This window comes from Romboutsia sedimentorum (genome assembly GCF_030131845.1).
GTDB classification, from domain to species: domain Bacteria; phylum Bacillota; class Clostridia; order Peptostreptococcales; family Peptostreptococcaceae; genus Romboutsia_D; species Romboutsia_D sedimentorum.
Genome location: NZ_JASKYM010000001.1, coordinates 384046 through 400754, shown reverse-complemented (window position 1 = coordinate 400754; position 16709 = coordinate 384046). Strand labels below are relative to the sequence as shown.

23 protein-coding genes are annotated in these 16709 nt (G+C 27.8%); 17 read left to right on the top strand and 6 right to left on the bottom strand.

Annotated elements, in window-relative coordinates; genetic code table 11:
* Nucleotides 1-44 precede the first annotated feature (44 nt).
* Complete coding sequence (locus tag QOZ84_RS02090) at nucleotides 45-920, top strand: PhzF family phenazine biosynthesis protein (protein WP_284131304.1); 876 nt, start codon at nucleotides 45-47, stop codon at nucleotides 918-920.
* A 260-nt stretch (nucleotides 921-1180) separates the two neighbouring features.
* Here QOZ84_RS02090 and QOZ84_RS02085 read toward each other — a convergent pair whose 3' ends face one another.
* Both QOZ84_RS02085 and QOZ84_RS02080 read right to left on the bottom strand, forming a co-directional pair.
* On the bottom strand, nucleotides 1181-1645 hold the full coding sequence (locus QOZ84_RS02085) for a hypothetical protein (protein WP_284131303.1): 465 nt from the start codon (nucleotides 1643-1645) through the stop codon (nucleotides 1181-1183).
* A 174-nt stretch (nucleotides 1646-1819) separates the two neighbouring features.
* On the bottom strand, nucleotides 1820-2125 hold the full coding sequence (locus QOZ84_RS02080) for a hypothetical protein (RefSeq protein WP_284131302.1): 306 nt from the start codon (nucleotides 2123-2125) through the stop codon (nucleotides 1820-1822).
* A 334-nt stretch (nucleotides 2126-2459) separates the two neighbouring features.
* On the opposite strand from QOZ84_RS02080, the gene QOZ84_RS02075 reads away from it, so the two are divergent.
* From QOZ84_RS02075 to QOZ84_RS02050, 6 genes are all read left to right on the top strand, one after another.
* Nucleotides 2460-2762, top strand: coding sequence for a hypothetical protein (locus QOZ84_RS02075; protein WP_284131301.1), 303 nt, complete (start codon nucleotides 2460-2462; stop codon nucleotides 2760-2762).
* Between the two features lie 53 nt (nucleotides 2763-2815).
* Entirely contained in the window at nucleotides 2816-3370 is a 555-nt protein-coding gene (locus QOZ84_RS02070) for an RNA polymerase sigma factor (RefSeq protein WP_284131300.1), read from the top strand.
* Between the two features lie 31 nt (nucleotides 3371-3401).
* The gene (locus QOZ84_RS02065) at nucleotides 3402-4343 is read left to right on the top strand and encodes a DUF4179 domain-containing protein (protein ID WP_284131299.1); all 942 of its coding nucleotides are present in this window, start codon (nucleotides 3402-3404) and stop codon (nucleotides 4341-4343) included.
* Nucleotides 4344-4471: 128 nt separating this feature from the next.
* Nucleotides 4472-4888 (top strand): hypothetical protein, encoded by a 417-nt coding sequence (locus tag QOZ84_RS02060; RefSeq protein ID WP_284131298.1) that lies wholly within the window; start codon nucleotides 4472-4474, stop codon nucleotides 4886-4888.
* Nucleotides 4889-5207: 319 nt separating this feature from the next.
* On the top strand, nucleotides 5208-5417 hold the full coding sequence (locus QOZ84_RS02055) for a recombinase family protein (protein WP_284131297.1): 210 nt from the start codon (nucleotides 5208-5210) through the stop codon (nucleotides 5415-5417).
* 88 nt (nucleotides 5418-5505) lie between these two features.
* Entirely contained in the window at nucleotides 5506-6066 is a 561-nt protein-coding gene (locus QOZ84_RS02050) for a hypothetical protein (RefSeq protein ID WP_284131296.1), read from the top strand.
* A gap of 168 nt (nucleotides 6067-6234) precedes the next feature.
* On the opposite strand, the gene QOZ84_RS02045 is transcribed toward QOZ84_RS02050, so the two are convergent.
* Nucleotides 6235-6753: a hypothetical protein gene (locus tag QOZ84_RS02045; protein ID WP_284131295.1), complete on the bottom strand. Its 519-nt coding sequence runs from the start codon at nucleotides 6751-6753 to the stop codon at nucleotides 6235-6237.
* 627 nt (nucleotides 6754-7380) lie between these two features.
* On the opposite strand from QOZ84_RS02045, the gene QOZ84_RS02040 reads away from it, so the two are divergent.
* Entirely contained in the window at nucleotides 7381-7755 is a 375-nt protein-coding gene (locus QOZ84_RS02040; RefSeq protein WP_284131294.1) for a hypothetical protein, read from the top strand.
* 24 nt (nucleotides 7756-7779) lie between these two features.
* On the opposite strand, the gene QOZ84_RS02035 is transcribed toward QOZ84_RS02040, so the two are convergent.
* Entirely contained in the window at nucleotides 7780-8193 is a 414-nt protein-coding gene (locus tag QOZ84_RS02035) for a hypothetical protein (protein WP_284131293.1), read from the bottom strand.
* A gap of 132 nt (nucleotides 8194-8325) precedes the next feature.
* Here QOZ84_RS02035 and QOZ84_RS02030 point away from each other — a divergent pair, with 132 nt between their 5' ends.
* Nucleotides 8326-8526: a hypothetical protein gene (locus QOZ84_RS02030; protein WP_284131292.1), complete on the top strand. Its 201-nt coding sequence runs from the start codon at nucleotides 8326-8328 to the stop codon at nucleotides 8524-8526.
* A gap of 60 nt (nucleotides 8527-8586) precedes the next feature.
* On the opposite strand, the gene QOZ84_RS02025 is transcribed toward QOZ84_RS02030, so the two are convergent.
* Nucleotides 8587-9486, bottom strand: coding sequence for a hypothetical protein (locus tag QOZ84_RS02025; protein WP_284131291.1), 900 nt, complete (start codon nucleotides 9484-9486; stop codon nucleotides 8587-8589).
* 349 nt (nucleotides 9487-9835) lie between these two features.
* The gene (locus QOZ84_RS02020; protein ID WP_284131290.1) at nucleotides 9836-10162 is read right to left on the bottom strand and encodes a hypothetical protein; all 327 of its coding nucleotides are present in this window, start codon (nucleotides 10160-10162) and stop codon (nucleotides 9836-9838) included.
* Nucleotides 10163-10402: 240 nt separating this feature from the next.
* On the opposite strand from QOZ84_RS02020, the gene QOZ84_RS02015 reads away from it, so the two are divergent.
* The 8 genes from QOZ84_RS02015 (at nucleotide 10403) to QOZ84_RS01980 (ending at nucleotide 16646) form a co-directional block, all read left to right on the top strand.
* Nucleotides 10403-10618, top strand: coding sequence for a helix-turn-helix transcriptional regulator (locus tag QOZ84_RS02015; protein WP_026901476.1), 216 nt, complete (start codon nucleotides 10403-10405; stop codon nucleotides 10616-10618).
* Nucleotides 10611-11405, top strand: coding sequence for a DUF3169 family protein (locus QOZ84_RS02010; RefSeq protein WP_284131289.1), 795 nt, complete (start codon nucleotides 10611-10613; stop codon nucleotides 11403-11405). Before QOZ84_RS02015 ends, QOZ84_RS02010 begins: the two co-directional genes overlap by 8 nt.
* Nucleotides 11406-12224: 819 nt before the next feature.
* A complete protein-coding gene (locus tag QOZ84_RS02005) occupies nucleotides 12225-12860 on the top strand; it encodes a class I SAM-dependent methyltransferase (protein ID WP_284131288.1) in 636 nt (211 codons plus the stop codon).
* Nucleotides 12861-13028: 168 nt separating this feature from the next.
* A complete protein-coding gene (locus QOZ84_RS02000) occupies nucleotides 13029-13952 on the top strand; it encodes an aminoglycoside phosphotransferase family protein (RefSeq protein ID WP_284131287.1) in 924 nt (307 codons plus the stop codon).
* A 269-nt stretch (nucleotides 13953-14221) separates the two neighbouring features.
* The gene (locus QOZ84_RS01995) at nucleotides 14222-14551 is read left to right on the top strand and encodes a PadR family transcriptional regulator (protein ID WP_284131286.1); all 330 of its coding nucleotides are present in this window, start codon (nucleotides 14222-14224) and stop codon (nucleotides 14549-14551) included.
* Nucleotides 14552-14554: 3 nt separating this feature from the next.
* Nucleotides 14555-15310: a permease prefix domain 1-containing protein gene (locus QOZ84_RS01990; protein WP_284131285.1), complete on the top strand. Its 756-nt coding sequence runs from the start codon at nucleotides 14555-14557 to the stop codon at nucleotides 15308-15310.
* Nucleotides 15311-15567: 257 nt separating this feature from the next.
* Nucleotides 15568-15918, top strand: a complete 351-nt coding sequence (locus tag QOZ84_RS01985) for an SdpI family protein (protein ID WP_284131284.1) — start codon at nucleotides 15568-15570, stop codon at nucleotides 15916-15918.
* 53 nt (nucleotides 15919-15971) lie between these two features.
* Entirely contained in the window at nucleotides 15972-16646 is a 675-nt protein-coding gene (locus QOZ84_RS01980) for a copper homeostasis protein CutC (RefSeq protein ID WP_284131283.1), read from the top strand.
* Nucleotides 16647-16709 lie beyond the last annotated feature (63 nt).

Here is a 16709-nt window from a genome sequence, read left to right as displayed (position 1 = left end):
TAGGAGAATATTTTGAATTCATTTAATTAAAAGGGGTGAGTAAAGTGAAATTTTATATTGTAGATGCTTTTTCTAATCAAATATTTGGAGGAAATCCTGCCGGGATTGTTCTGATTGGTGAGAAGAATGATTTTCCAAGTGAAGAAATTATGCGAAAGACTGCTGCCGAACTTCGTTATTCAGAAACGGCATTTGTAAAAAAAATCGCAGAGAAAGAATTTCGCACGAGATATTTTACACCAGCAGCTGAGGTCGATCTTTGCGGGCATGCAACCATTGGATCCTTCTCAGTCTTACTAAGTGAAGGTATTGTAAAGCCAGGAGAAATTTACATCAATCATACTTTAGCGGGTACATTGAATATTGAAATAGGTGAAGAAGCTATTTTTATGGATATGGGAGAACCCAAAGAGTTATTTAAAATTGATGCAAAAGAGGATATAGTGGAATTATATGGAATTATGGGGATATCCGATGAAAATCAAGGCTTATTCAATGATATAGAACTGTTTGCACAAGCAATTTCGACGGGGTTACCAGATATTATGCTTCCGGTTAGGGATGAAAATCAGCTAAATTCCATTTCTCCCGACTTCAAGGCTCTTTCAGAACTTTCAGAGCGCTATAAAGTTGTAGGGGTACATGCATTTACAGTAAATGCAGCGGACGGGAATATCCATTGCAGAAATTTTGCACCTCTCTATGACATTGATGAAGAAGCAGCAACAGGTACATCCAATGGTGCGTTAACTTATTACCTTTATTTAAACAATATTATTGATAAGGATAGTGTTAACCAGTTTATACAAGGAGAAACCATGGGCCGACCTTCGAAAATCATCAGTAAGCTCATGTCTGATGAAAAGATACAAATAGGAGGAAATGCTGTAATACTTGCATGTGGAAATATTAATATATAAAAAATAGGAGAAAAAAATGGCAGGCGATTTAAAAGGAACAGAGTTGTTGTTCTTGATTGGGTTCCGGATAAAAATTCTAAAGCACTTATGTATAGGCAGATCATTGACTATAGACTATATTAGTACAAAGATATCAAGTGGTGATTGGACGATTGGTAGTATTTTGCCGTCACAGCGGACTTTGGCTGAGAAATTTGGAATCATAAAAGGTGGATGGGCCTAAAAAAAACCGCTAAGTATTTTAATACTTAGCGGTTTTTTTATTCACTGTGCCATTTAGTATCAATCTCAACTCTAGGGAATGATATACCAGAAGCGGATTTAAAATCATAATTACCGTTTCCGTTGTAAGGATGAAGTATTACAACGTAAAATACTATATCTTCGATTTTGTACTTTAGTTTACTAATACCCTTTTCATCTAAACTAACATTCTCGATTTCTTCAACCCCTTCAGGAAGTACAACTTTTACATATTCTAGAGATTCCTCCATAGTTTTAACTGGGTTATTTTTTTTATCAAAGAAACATGCTTTATACAACTTGTCTTTAATTTCAATCATACTATCTTCTAGATTGACTTTATTAGTGCTTATATTTTGCTCTGCTCCAGAATCGGTAATCTCAGTCCCTATTGAATCATCTTTGCAACCTGCTGAAAATAAACCAAGAATAACGATTAAACCAATAATAATATTTTTTTTCATATAAACTAACTCCTTCAACTATATAAATATTAAATATATGTCAAAATTATACAGTATTTTATAAATAGAGTAAATCTATTACTTTACATAAACAAAAAATAGAAAATCAAAAAATGTGGAATAATTATGTACTTGAATATAGTTAGAAATATCAATTCATAATCAAACGTAGTAAAATCAAGAGGTAGCGTCCTAAAAATGCGAATTTACAACTTTAATCAAAATTAAGTAAGTGTTTCCAATGGTTACTGGATATTTACTATCAGCAGGTATTGCAGAGGGATTAAAATTACTATATGGATTACTCATTCCAATAGCTGCTAGCCCTAAAGCTAAAGAAATAGACAAACAAGAAATGAACAAATAAATAAAAAGAGAACAAGGAATTATTGCATATTGCTCAGTATTTGGACCTAGTGCCATTATAATGTTGTCTTCTTCTATAACTTTAAATGCTGTTTCATATTCCTTAGCTGTAAGTTTAAACCTATACTCCATATAACCGCTCCATCTATATTTATAATCCGTTTAATTTTATTTCTTTAGTTTTATGAACAGTTTGAATTATATTATCTATACTTTTTAACTCAATTAAATATCTTTAGGAAAATATATGTTTTATTGAACAACAAAATAGGAGGGATAATCTTAATCCATTTTCAAATATTGCTTTAGCCTCATGCATCTTAAGTTTTTTCAATCCTATCCAGTTGTGATAATCTCTATTAAGATTCATTTGTATTTCTCTTATCTTTGGGTCCCCACTTGAGTGATAACTATATAAAATTGCTAGCCGTATTGAAGTTAGCACTTAAACAAGGGGGATAATGTTATGGAAAAAGAAATGAAAAAAGAAGTAATGTTAGAAGATGATTTTGAGAATGAAAATGTAATTCATTGTGAAGAGCCAAAAGTTTTAAGTAGAAGAATTGTAGAAGAAGATGGAGTTGAATTCACAGAAGAAGAGTTAGAATTAGTTGATTCTGAGGGTAGAGCAAGTACTATAACTGTAAAATATACAGCTGGTCAACCACTTAATAGTGTTTTTTTGAATTTAATTAATTTTTTGAAACTTTTTATATACATTTTGAGTCTATATAGTGTAAGGTTTAGGGGATATATTTGTTTCATATAAATTGATACACTCTCTAGTGTTATTACAAAATTTATTAAGAAGGGGTTGGTTTTGTGAAAGGGGATGAAAATTTAGGTTTTTTACCTGAAAATGAATTAATCAAAAGGAGCATAAAGGGAGATGTTAAATGTTATGAAGCACTCATAAATAAATATAAGAACTACTTATATAAGATCTCTTACAGTTATACCGGTAATGAGTCAGACTCCTTAGATATAATTCAAGAGTGCGTGTGCAAAGCATGGTTAAGCATTAAAAAATTAAAAAAGTATTCATCATTCAAAAGCTGGATAGCTAAAATACTTGTTAATTGCGCGTATAATCATTGTAAAAATAAAGAATTGCCTAGTCTTGAATGTATAGAATTACTTGGATCTGGAAATGATTTCGCGTCTGACATCGACGAAAAAATCGATATAAGTAATACTATCCATTTATTAAGGTATGAATATAAAACAGTGATTATATTAAAATACTTTGATAATTTAACTATAGATGAAATAGCTAAAATAATGGATGTTTCATCCAATACAGTTAAGACTTACTTAAGGAGAGCTAAAATTTCTATGAGAGATATTCTAAAGGAGGGTTATTTGTATGAAAGATAATTTTTTTGACAACATAGATATACCTGCAGAATTGGATAACGTTATAGAGTCAGGTATACAGGTTGCTGTACTTAAGAAAAGGAGAAGAAGGGTAAAAATAATATCTCTGTCTATTTCAGTATTTATTTTTAGTAATCTGATTTTTTTTAACACTACTTCTTTTGGTGGTGTAAAAAATCTCTTTATTAGTATAGCTAGTTATTTTGGTGTTTCTGATGATCTAAATGAGTATAAAGCATCAATCGGTTCATCTGTTAGTGATAATGGGTATACTGTAACTGTAAACGAGGCTTTAGTGAATGAAAATGAATTAGTCGTGTCATCTACTATAAAATCTGATAATGGACCTATTTCTAGTGAAATAAATCTTTGTCCTACCATAGTAGTTAATGGTAAAGAGCTTTCATATGATTCAGATGAAATGTTAGAGTACGAAGATGATACAACAATTAACAGTATCAGTACATACAGACTTAAAGATGAGTTAATAGGAAATTTAAAAGTAGAAATTCAATATGAATCTTTCCGTGTAAGTGAAAATTCTGAAGTTAGAGGAGTAGAAGGTTCTTGGGATTTTGCTTTTGATGTTAATTCAGATGCCTTAAAAAACGATTCTACCGTTATTAAACTAGATAAGGTTATAACATTGAATTCTGGAATTAAAATAGAGTTTAGAGAGTACAAGAGTAATACCTTTAACACTGCAATTAAAACTTCAGTTACTGGTGATATAGCTAGTTTAGACGTTAAATTAATAGGTACAGATAACTTAGGGAATAGTTATGAATTCATTGTAAGTAAGTTGTATCTAGATGAGAATTTTAATGGTAGCGTTACATTTGCGCTAGATACCGAAAATATTAAATTGAGCAGCGATGCAACAGAGCTTAAATTATATCCTTATTCGAGAGAACTCGATAGTAATGAGAATTTTAATAGAGTTGGTGATGAAATAGTCATTAATTTAAGGTAAGTTAATGATTCATCTCACGATTTAAATGAAGATACTATAGGATATAGTAGCAATACTGAAAGGTATCAATCATTGCATCTTCCATTTCGTCATCTACTATATGAGTAGGTCAAGCTCCACAAACACCAATGGAATTAATTACTCAGGTTGCAAAATCAGCAGAACAGTGGTGTGAAGACAATGGTAAGACTGAGTATGATGAATTAAATAAATGTATACTTGATTATTTAAGACATCCAAAGTATAGCAGTATAAAATGGACTCTTATAATGGGGAAATTAAGTGAATTCGTAGATTATGCAAAGACTCAACCGTATCACAATAGGATATTAAAATACATAGATGGAAGTGTAGATGCTGTAGTAAATAATATTCCTATGGATTTAGGTCATCTTGCGGCAACAACTATTGGATATACTAAGCAAACATTTGTCTTTGTTCCTAATTTCTGGACTGGATGGGTAGGAGATTTAGCGACTGGAATGGCGGATATAGATGCTACTAAGAATATAGCTATAGAAATTTTATTTTTTATTAGAAAGTGATTATGTGTAAATTTTTTAGTTACCCTATTGTAAATAGATATTATTATTAATGTTAATAATAGTAAAAAGCAAATGAATGATATTAATATTAATAATAAAGCTAAATTATGTAATAAAGTTATATTATGCATAGAATCCTCCTTTTTGTATACCCTTATTTATTTGTAAAATTGTAAATCCACCAATTACAATTATTAATCCCAAAATCAATACTTTCGATTTTAATCGCATGTTAGTATCCCTCCTTCTTTATATAACACCAATATACCATATTTTGTATACTTATTGAAATAGAAAGACATTAGTAAGGAGAGACATTATGAGAAAATTCTTTTATGCAAGAATAAGCACTAAAGATCAAGTATTAGATAGACAAATAGTAAAAGCAAAAAACTTAGAGATTGAAGAAGAATATATATTTCTTGAAGTTGCTAGTGGTAAGGATTTTAAAAGGCCAGATTATCAACTTTTAAGTTATATGGCAGAAGATGAAAGAATTCGAATAAAAACAGCTAAGATTCAAGTATAAAAAATCAAATACATATTAAATAGGGACTTAAATAAGTCTCTATTTTCCTATATAATGAAGTTATATTATATAGGAGGAGTACTAGAATATGGAAAATAAAAGATTTAAAATGGTTTTAGTTTTACTTATCATGATTTTAGTTATTTTAATCATGGCATTTTATAAACTTTCACAACCATCATACTTTGCAATAAAATCAGATACTGTAAAAGACCAAGTACATGCATATAAGTTAATAACAGAATCAAATGAATTTAATGATTTATACCTTGAGATAGGTCAACTGATAGAAAAAAATACTAAAATTAGCTCTGAAGAAGTTAATAAGATAATAGATACAAGTGGTTATAAAAATGTTGATAAGGATCGTTTAGAACTAATTGACACTAAAATTAATTATACGATAAATAGTAGCGATTTGGATCTGAGTTTTTATTATAATGAGTCAAAAAAGCTTATTGAAAGAATTGATGCAGTTAATAAAGGTGAGAATCTGGATATACAAGTTTTTAGAGATGATACAGGAATTTTATATATTCAATCATTTAAAAAATGCAAAAATTCAATACAAAGGTATTTAATTTTAAAAAATCTTAGAGCTAACGATATAGAAATTCTAGATGATACTCTTAGAAAATTACTTAAGTAAATAGTCTGTAGGTATATGATATAATTAATTAGAATGTTTTAATCTTAAGGGGAGGGGATTATTATAGAATTTAAATATAGTAATCCCATGGACTGATATATCCTTTTTCAATCCAACCTTATTCATGGATTTTAATGATGAGTTTTTTAGTGCGACAGCCCCTTTTATTTATGATGCACCTTTTACTTTGTTTAAAAATTCTTTTTTATCTGATATATCTGTGAAATATGAACAGGGAATAATCGCGCATAGATCATTATCGCAATCAACTATAAGTATAACATCATCCTCTTCAATAACTCTCTCCACGTTTGCGAGTTTTGTTTTTAAAGACTTTTTATTAAAGTTATATATAATACTATCCTCCTCAAAAGCTACACTTTGCCAGTCTAATATTTCAGGATTTTTTGCTACTTTCTTTGTTACCAATTTAAGCCTTTTTTTATTCGAATGTTCAGGTCTTAGGAAATAAAAGAAAAGGAACAACATTACTCCACAGATTGAACCGAGAAGTAAAAGTGCTTTTAACCCGTACATTAAGGTATATATTATATTCAAAAATAAACAAAACCAAACAACGCATCTTTTTACGAGTTTAATCATAAAAATTCTTCCTGTATCAATATCACCTAAAAGTTTTAACGCTGTTGAATATTCATTAAGTGTTAATTTAAACTTATACTCCATAAACAAAAACCTCCTCTCTATATATTTTTTTCTTCAGGTTTATAAATTGAACTACACTGTGGACATTTCAAACCGCTTCTCAAACTAAGAGCAGCTTTTAATCTTTCATAAAATGTAAACTTATGATTACATTCAATACAATTTATAATAAGAATCCCTCGCCGATTTGTTTAATTATAATATATTAAAATTTAAAGTTAGTAAATACACGCAATCTACGCTATAATGTTATACTATTTTCTAGATATTTAGTAAAAGTGTCCACTAAAACAGATATTTTCTTGAATACATAAAATTTACTTCTTAATATATCAATACATTATTAAATTAAATTAAAATAATAGCACATACAAACTCCTATTTATATAGCTCATAATTTACAGCAATCGTTTATTAATTATTATACTATATTTTTATATTTTGTATTTAATTAGAGTGAAAAATTACGACTTTATTGACATTTTATGGTTTTTGACGATATAAAAAAATCTATATTTAATATGATACATCCTTTAGGATTACTTAAGTTGAAGACAATAAGGGGAATAATTCCGGAAAAAAACGCAGGTTGGCCATAAAGAAAATTCTATAATGTACCCATAAGTATACCATGCAGCTAAAGAATTAGTGGGAAAAAAGACAGGAAGTTCTTTTAGTTTAGCAGATACATTAGCAGATGTAGATGCTATAAATTTAAGAAGTCTAGTTGATAGTTCTAACAATGAAAAGACTTTGGCAGAAATAATGCAATCATATTTTGAAAATGGTGGATGCAAAAAAAGATTTACTAACTTTATAAAAAATAGATTTGGACAAGAAGAATATATTTACACAGAAGCATCTGACTTTTTAACAAATAAAGAGCCGCTGAATGAAGTAGCTACAATTTTAGTGGAAATGTTGAAAAAAATGTTTAAGGTTCCAGAATTTACAGCTGAGGAAGCCAATGACGTGGCGAGAGCATTTTCAGAATATATAATAGAACAAGCATCAAAAGAATAGAGTTCTAATATTTAGAAGAACTAATTATTTAGTTCTTCTTTTTTTATTTATTATAAAGTCCTTTAACCATTCATAAAGCCTTTTAACTACATAGACTATTGTACATATGAGTATATATATAGTTATATATTTATTATCATAAAATAGACAATCAAATAGATTAAAATAATAATCATTAGACAAAAATAATATATTAGGTATGAAAAAACCGATTAAGCATAAACATAATGCGTAAAATAAATTATGTTTATTTAAAAACGACCATACTAACTGAGCTATAATTAAAAAAGGAATAGCAAAATATAAAGGAAGTAAAAGTACTACTATACCTATACCTATTTCAGATGATACAAATAAACCAGGTATAAATAGAAATGAGAACATACATAAAAATATAATGATAGGAAATATAAATATATTAAACTTAACATTTTTCATCAATTTACTCCTTACTAAATTAAATTTTGTACATTAAAAATAGTTTTAGATATCTAATCCTAGAGGTCATAAGGTAGGGGTTTAAGGGACTAGAAATCTATGTACACAAGTATCAAATAAAAGAATTTACCATTGAAAGTGGGGGAAGGTGCAATTGCTATAGACAACCTTGTTTACACTGGTACAGATAAAGGGGCATCTGTATTATCAGGTGAAACATTAGAAGATGTAGCAAATATTAATATTATTAGAAATGATATAGGATCAGTATTAGGTGACGGTAAGATATTACTTTGCCCAACATATGATCCAGTGCTTAAATGGGGGATTTAAGCCGCAACTGAAGATAGATGCAACTCGTATAGATAAAATCTCTACCTTTTATAAAGTTTACTACCTATTAAATGACTCTGAGTAATTATACATTCTTTCATAAGCTAGTGATAAAGTTATCATTATTTTAGGATATAATGCCAGAATTATTGGTGTCATAATACTTAATAATATTAATATCATAGTATAACTTACTGCATTAAATGCATAGTAAAAAATAGTAACTCCAAATAGTAATAGTAATCCTTGTGGAATAAATCCAAGTATTAGCTTAAATGATTTAATTCTATTTTTTTTCATTACAGACATATAAACTTTAAATATATCTTTTTTCTTAAAATTATTTTGAGTATCTAATGCAATAAATGGAAGTATAAATGTTTCTGAGAAGATTATAACATTTATGCTAAACATGAGAAACACAAGAAAAATAATAGATATTATCAAAAAGTAAAATTGTACTTTAGAAAAAGGACTACTACTTTGGTTTGATATTTGAGCAAATAAGCCAAATATTCCAATTATAAGTATTGCAGAGATTAAAATTCTCATTAAATTTAAAACTATGTACCATAAAGATTGAATTGCAAGGCTTATTAATTTTGAAACCACATACTTATCTATTGAATTAAGTCTAGATTTTATAGATTCTTTATTAAAAGGCTCATTTCTTATCAAGTCTAGTGATAAAGAGCACAATATAAAATCAGAAAACACAGTAACAAGCATTAGACTTATTCCTATACTCATTATATCTAATACTTGCTTGTATCCTGCATATGCTCCATTATTTAATTCCATACATTTCATTATAATGTCCACAATATTTTTTATTATTGGATTCAATATAACAAATAATATAGCCATAAAAATTATAGTTATAAAAAATGTTTTATTTACTATATTTTTATTGTTTTTTATTATTTCCTTTGCTTTTGAACGTAATGCTTTATCTCTCATTTAAAGCCTCCACCATTTTATGATTGTAATATGTAACTTTACAATTATTATATCACTTTTGTAATCCGACTTATAAAAAAATATATTAAAAACTAGTTCCTAAAAACCTGGTGTATTGGTTGTTTATAAATTTTAAAATTAAACATATATTTAAGATGCGAGATACTTTTAGTTTTAAGAATTTTTTTAAAATGAATTTAATTTGATGATGATATAGCTATTATAGTTGGTATATCTAATATTGATACTTTGGGAGTTTGGCTATCGCCACCGCGCTTTCTCTTCAATCTTTTTAACAAAGAGACTCCTTATCTTTAGTGTCAATTTACTGAAAATAGAGGGGGATTTTTTATTCGCTAAAGATATTATATGATCCCATGCCTTCTGCCACTACAAGGTTTCTATAATTTCCCTTTTTTAAATCAAAACCTCTCCCTAGTTGTTCTACTACATAACCTTCAGACTCCATATAATCTGTAAAATCTTCATAAGATCTACTTATATATCTTAAAGGTTTATCTGAAATTTTTTCGACTTTCTCATCACCTATAGTTAATAGAACAATACCTTTAAGTCCTACAAATGGATTAAGTATTTTAGATGAACCTGAAATATAAGCAAGTATTATAACCACACAACATATTACTAAACTTAAAACTTTTACTATTTTCTTCAAGTAAATTTCCCCTTTGATATTAACTAAATTTTTACATCTATATTATAACTTATTTGCTAGTATGTATCTATTTTAAGCTTTCAAAAGAGATTACAAAAGACCATTAAAAGTTAAAGATACAATACATAGTATAAAAAAATAATAGTGATATTTATTGACAACTATAGCTGTCATAGATTATAGTTAATTATGACAAATATAATTGTCATAATGACAATGTAAATAGTCAGGAGGGGTTATATGCCACTAAATAATCGTTTAAAAGAATATCGAGCTAAGATTAATGTAAATCAGACGGAAATGGGTAGTTTGGCTGGAGTGTCTAGGCAAACAATAAGCCAAATTGAACGTGGGGACTATTCTCCTTCAGTAACGTTAGCATTAAAAATAGCAAAGATTTTCAATGTAAGTGTGGAAGATATTTTTAGTTATGAGGAGGATGATGTTAATGAATAAAAGTCGTGTAGATGAAATCAAAAAAGAAGATAAGAAAGCTTTTAAAGGTTTTGTTATTATGCTAGTAATAGCTTTAATTGCTGAAAAAATTTTATTTGCTATGTTTGGAAATTTAAAACAAGCCTTTGGAGAGAGTGTACCTAGTTTGTTAATAAATACACTAGAGGTAATTACTCCATTTGCAAGTCTTGTACTTTCTATACTAGTAACAATAGTAAGTAAAATAGTTTATACTAATTCAAAAAAAGAATATGATTTATGGAAACAAACAAATGAAGATGACGATACAATAGACAAAATAGAAGAAAAATTATCTTATTTAATTTTCCTTATTTCTGTAAATATAATTTTTGGATTTTTCTTCTTAGGAATAGCAAGTATGTTACTACCTTTTGATGATGTAAATGGTAATCCTAGCATTATAAAATATCTTTGCTTCTCAATAGGAACTATACTATTTATTACTTCTTATATATTAATTCAAAAGAAAGTAATTAATTTACAAAAAGAAATTAATCCTTTACTAAAAGGCAGTGTATATGATATGAATTTTTCTAAAAAATGGCTAGATAGCTGTGATGAATCCATAAAATTAGGTATATATAAAAGTTCTTATAAAGCATATAAATCTGTATCTACAACATGTCTGATACTTTTCCTATTCTGTGTTGTAGGACATGATTTATGGGATTTTGGTATTATGCCTATGGTAATAGTAATAATTATATGGCTAGTTCAAACAATTTCTTATTATATTGAGTCAATTAAATACTCAAAAGTAAAGTAATACATATTAGTGTTTAAAATGTATTTTTAGAGGATAGTTTATGTAATCAAAATAAAAAGAGTAAGCTGGGATTATTCATATAAATAGTCACAACTTACTCTTTTTTATTTAGATATTATTTTAGAATTATAATTATACATCATAGACAGTTTTCACTGTACCTCGCAATAGTTTCATATATATTCAGTCACTAGGGAGATAAGTCTGAGCTGTTGGGAGCGACCCTAAGCTTCTTACCCCAGTACAAAGTACCATGTCCTACATGAGAATGATTACTCACAAATTTAACCTAACTTTCAGAAGTAGAAATCATCTGTTTTGTCATAAGGCTACTTTAACATAGTTCTTGTGTTATACGCAGATTTCTCTGTTTCAAGACAAATGGCTTTGTTTGGTATTTTCAATGTCATATAAGGTACCACGCTTATACCCCGTTGGATTATTCCTCACTGAGTCGTCTATTGCAGCCACCACAAGGCTATTACTTTTATATGCACTAAAGCTTGGCAAACTGACTTATTCTTTTGGCTTTTACCATTCATTATGATTTTCACAAATCACAAAAGGCATAGAATTTTCAAAGTATCCTTATAAATTCACCCCGGTACCATCAGCTCTCAGCAGGTTGTCACTCATCTTCACTGAGTTTCTATGATGCATAACTATAACTCTAAAAATGACATAATATAGTATGTAATATTTTATTAATATATACAAGTATATTTTAGTCACAGGGATAGTATAATATTTTTATATTTATAAAGGAGTATTAAATTAAAAACAGAATTTAATATAAAATACAATATGGGGTGGAATATTATGAATAATTGGATTGATTTATATGAATATTTAAAAGGCAGTTATGGAGATGAACCAGAGCATTTGCTTATTGAATATATTGATTTAATTGACAAAGGTAAAGTGTTAGATTTAGGAGTAGGGACAGGAAGAAATTCATTATTTCTCTCATCAATTGGATATGATGTGGAAGGTGTAGATATAGTTGATGAAAATATTAAGAACTATCCTGAAAAATCAAAAGGATTACAGTTGGATGTAGATGGAACTGTAGCAGATATTAGGGATTTTGAAATAAAAGAAAATGAATATTCACTAATAATAGTTTCATGGGTATTAAACTTCTTCAAAAAAAGTGAGATAGATATGATTATTGAAAAAATAAAAAAAGGGCTAAAACCAAAAGGCATTGTTTATTTTGGAGCATTCTCTATACTTGATGATTTTTATATTAAAAATTTAGACAAAGCTTGTGAAGAACAATATTCATTATGCTTTAGTGAATCTCAATATAGACATTATTTCACTAAAGAAGAAGTGTTAAACTATTTTGAAGACTTAACAACGATTGCCTTTAAATCTGCTATGTTTTTAGATGAAAATGACAAGATTGGTGACCATTATCATGATGGATTTGAGTATGTTGGTAGAAAATAATTTGATTAAAAAGTAGGAGAATTTTGCTCCTATCAAGTATTGATTTAATGTTGTAATATAGGAAAGGTTGCAATTGTTAGACAATGTGAAATAATATTGTTTTTGTTATCATGTAGATAAATAGCAACTATTAAAACAATCAATTATCTGTATGAAGGGGCGATGTATATGTACAAAGAATTATATGATATTCCTAATTTTATAAATTGGAGAGTAATAGAAAAAATAAATAAGGGATGGTCAGCAGATTCAAAATTTTACATAGAAGATTATTATGGAAACAAGTTACTACTACGTATTAGTGATGTTGCTGAGTTTTATAATAAAAAGAAAGAATTTGAGTTTATAAAAAAATATAATAAATTAAACTTTTCAATGTCACAAGCGATAGAAATTGGTATTTGCAATAATGAAAATAATATTTATATGCTTTTGACATGGGTAGAAGGTTCTTCTCTTAATGACGTACTTAGAAATTTTACAGTTCAAGAACAATATGCACTTGGCTTACAGTCTGGAAAAATACTTGATGAAATCCATTCGATAAAATTAGAAAATCCACATGATTTTATAGTTGAAAATAAAAAAAGTAAAATGTTAACGAATCTTGAGAGATATGAAAATAGTATAAATCGTGTAGAAGAAGACCAGTTAGCTATAGATTTCGTTAAGAATAATATTGAAAAAATTAATTTATTATCTCCAGTATATAAACATGGTGATTATCATGTAGGCAACTTAGTTTTAACCCCTTTAAATAAGATAGGTGTAATTGATTTTAATAGATGTGGATATGGAGATAGATATGAGGAGTTTCAGAGAATACAAAGCTTTGATATTGAAGTTAGTATTCCATTTTCAATAGGCAAAATTCATGGTTATTTTAATGGTAATCCATCGATAGAGTTTTGGAACATTCTTGCTATATATGTAGCATATACCTCACTAAATTCAATAGTATGGGCTGAAGAATTCGGACAAAATGATGTAGATGGAATGAAGAGACGTTGTCTTAATGCTTTTGATGATTATGATAACTTCAATACTGTCATACCTAAATGGTATAAATTAAATAGCAACAAATATATATAATAATAGTTAAAAGCAATTTCTAAATAAGATTAACTAAACAATGTTAATATATTGCAAATTACAAGGGTAGGAGCACAGCTCCTACTTTTTTAATTACAAGGGAATTACAACTAAGTAAACTTGATGGGTGCAATATATTAATTATGCCACTAATTTTGTTTTTAAATCTAATATTTAAAAACTACACTTGCATTACGAGGTATTATAGATTAATATATAAACATAACTACCTCGCATAATGAGGTATATCGAAAAAGGGAGGTGATACTATGGAATTAAACAAAGAAGTTTTAAAAGGGCATATAGATACTTTGATTTTATCTATTTTAGATGAAAAAGATTCATATGGATATGAAATAGCAAAAATAGTTAGGGATAAAACAACATTTAATTTAAAAGATGGAACAATGTATGTATCGCTTAAAAGACTTGAATCTAAGGGGTCAATAAAATCTTATTGGGGTGACGAGCAAGGCGCAGGCAGTAGACGAAAGTACTACAATATAACAGATGAAGGAAAAACAGATTTAGGTATAAAGATTAAAGAATGGGACTTTGTACAAAACATAATGAACCAATTTTTAGAGGGGAGACGATAAACTATGAAAAAAATTGATGAATATTTAAATTCGTTATATACAAATGATAAAAGTAAGGAAGTTAAAGAATTAAAAGAAGAACTAAGGGGGCATTTAGAAACATCAGTTCATGAATTTATTGCTAATGGGTATTCAGAGGAAGAAGCTCAAATTGAAGCTATAAATCAGTTTGATGATGGAACTGATATGTTAAAGGATTTACATAAGGCTCTTAATGAAAGTAAAAAGGACAATGAAAAATTAAATAGAAGATTTATAAATATTTTTAGAAATATTTTTGTTGTATCACTAATATTAGGTCTTGCAACTATGGTTTATGGTCATAGATTAATTAAAAAAATAGAGTATATACCAGTTAGGCTAGGTTCAGAAGTTGCTATGATTGAACATGACAAAAACATAAATAAGCCAGAAACATATAAAAATCAAATTGAAAAAGTATTAAAAGATAAAGAATTTAAGTATGTAAGATATTTTGAGATTATTCCAGATCCTGATAAAAAACCTGTTTATACTTATAGTGATAATTCAAATAAAACTGAATCTTTAGCTATGAGAGGGGATAACATAGGGGTTCCAAATAAAGATGGTAAATGGGGACGTTATGAAGTTAAATTAGATTATAGCCCTGTATTAAGAGTTAGTAGTGTTTTTAATGGTATTTCATATGTAGGAATAATTTCTTTGGTAGTTTATATAGTTTTATTAGTAAGATTTAAAATTAAATTTAAAAAACATTTAATATACAAACAAGCTTAGTATACAATCAAAACTGTATATGAAATTAAAATAAATTTTTTATATACAGTTTTGATTTTAGAAGAGACCTATTTATAGGTCATTTTTTATTGGCTAAAGATTAATACCTACAAATTAGTTGAGTATTTTTGTGTTTCTGTTTAGTATTTGCAATATAATCCAATCAGATATATAATATATTCAAAAGTATGCAATTGTTATAAATTAGTTTGAAATTTTATATATTATCAATCTAATTATAGGGGGGCAAATTGTAAATGTTAACGATTTTTTTAGGGGTATTTATGTATTTTGTGGGTTCAATTTGTAAGTATTTACATGATGATTATAAACAATATCCAAATATACACGCAGGTTATAAAATTGGTTGTGCAATGAAAGATAAAGAAACTTGGGAAGAAGCAAATCTCTATATTTATAAGGCTTGTAAAATGTCTTTAATATTTTCTATAAGTTTCATTGTATTAACGAATTTAATAGATTTTAAACTTCCAAATTTAGTTTATACCATAGCAAGAATACTGATTTTATGTGGACCTATAGTTTTAACTGAAATTCATCTACATAAGTTTAATAAATGTAGAGGTGTAAATAATCAACAATATTAATTAGTCAAAATACATATGCTAACAATAAATATACATAAAACTAAGGAGCAGACATGATAGAGATAATAGGAATGAGCGTAGAAGATGCAAAAGCTATACAAAGATGTGGGGCAGATAGAATAGAACTTGTAAGTGCATTAACTGAAGGTGGACTTACACCAAGTTTTGGACTTATAGAGAGCGTGGTTAAAAGTGTTAACATACCTGTAAACGTTATGATAAGACATCATGCAAAAAGCTTTGTTTATAGTGAAGAAGATATAGCTATAATGGAAAAAGATATAGAAATAGTTAAAAGCCTTGGAGCTAATGGTGTTGTATTTGGAAGCCTTGATATTAACAACAACATAGATGAAAAAAGTTTGAAAAGACTTTTAGATAAATGCATGGGGCTAGATGTAACTTTTCATAAAGCAATAGATGAAACTAATGTTTTAGATAGTTTAAATATACTTAACAAATACAAAAGTATAACAAACATATTAACAGCAGGTGGAAAAGGAAAGATAAAAGATAATTCGAAAATTATTAAAGAGATGATTAATAAATCTGAGCATATAAACATTCTTTTAGGTGGAGGCCTTGGATTTAATAATATAGAAGAAGTTAAAGATACAACTAATGCTACAGATTTCCATTTTGGAACAGCGATAAGAGTTGATAACAATCCTTTTGGGGAAGTTGATGAAGATAAACTTAAAGAATTAGTAAAAATAATAAATAAATAAATTATAGCTCTATCTTAGTGTATATAGTACAACAACTAAGGTAGAGTTATTTTTATGCGCTTA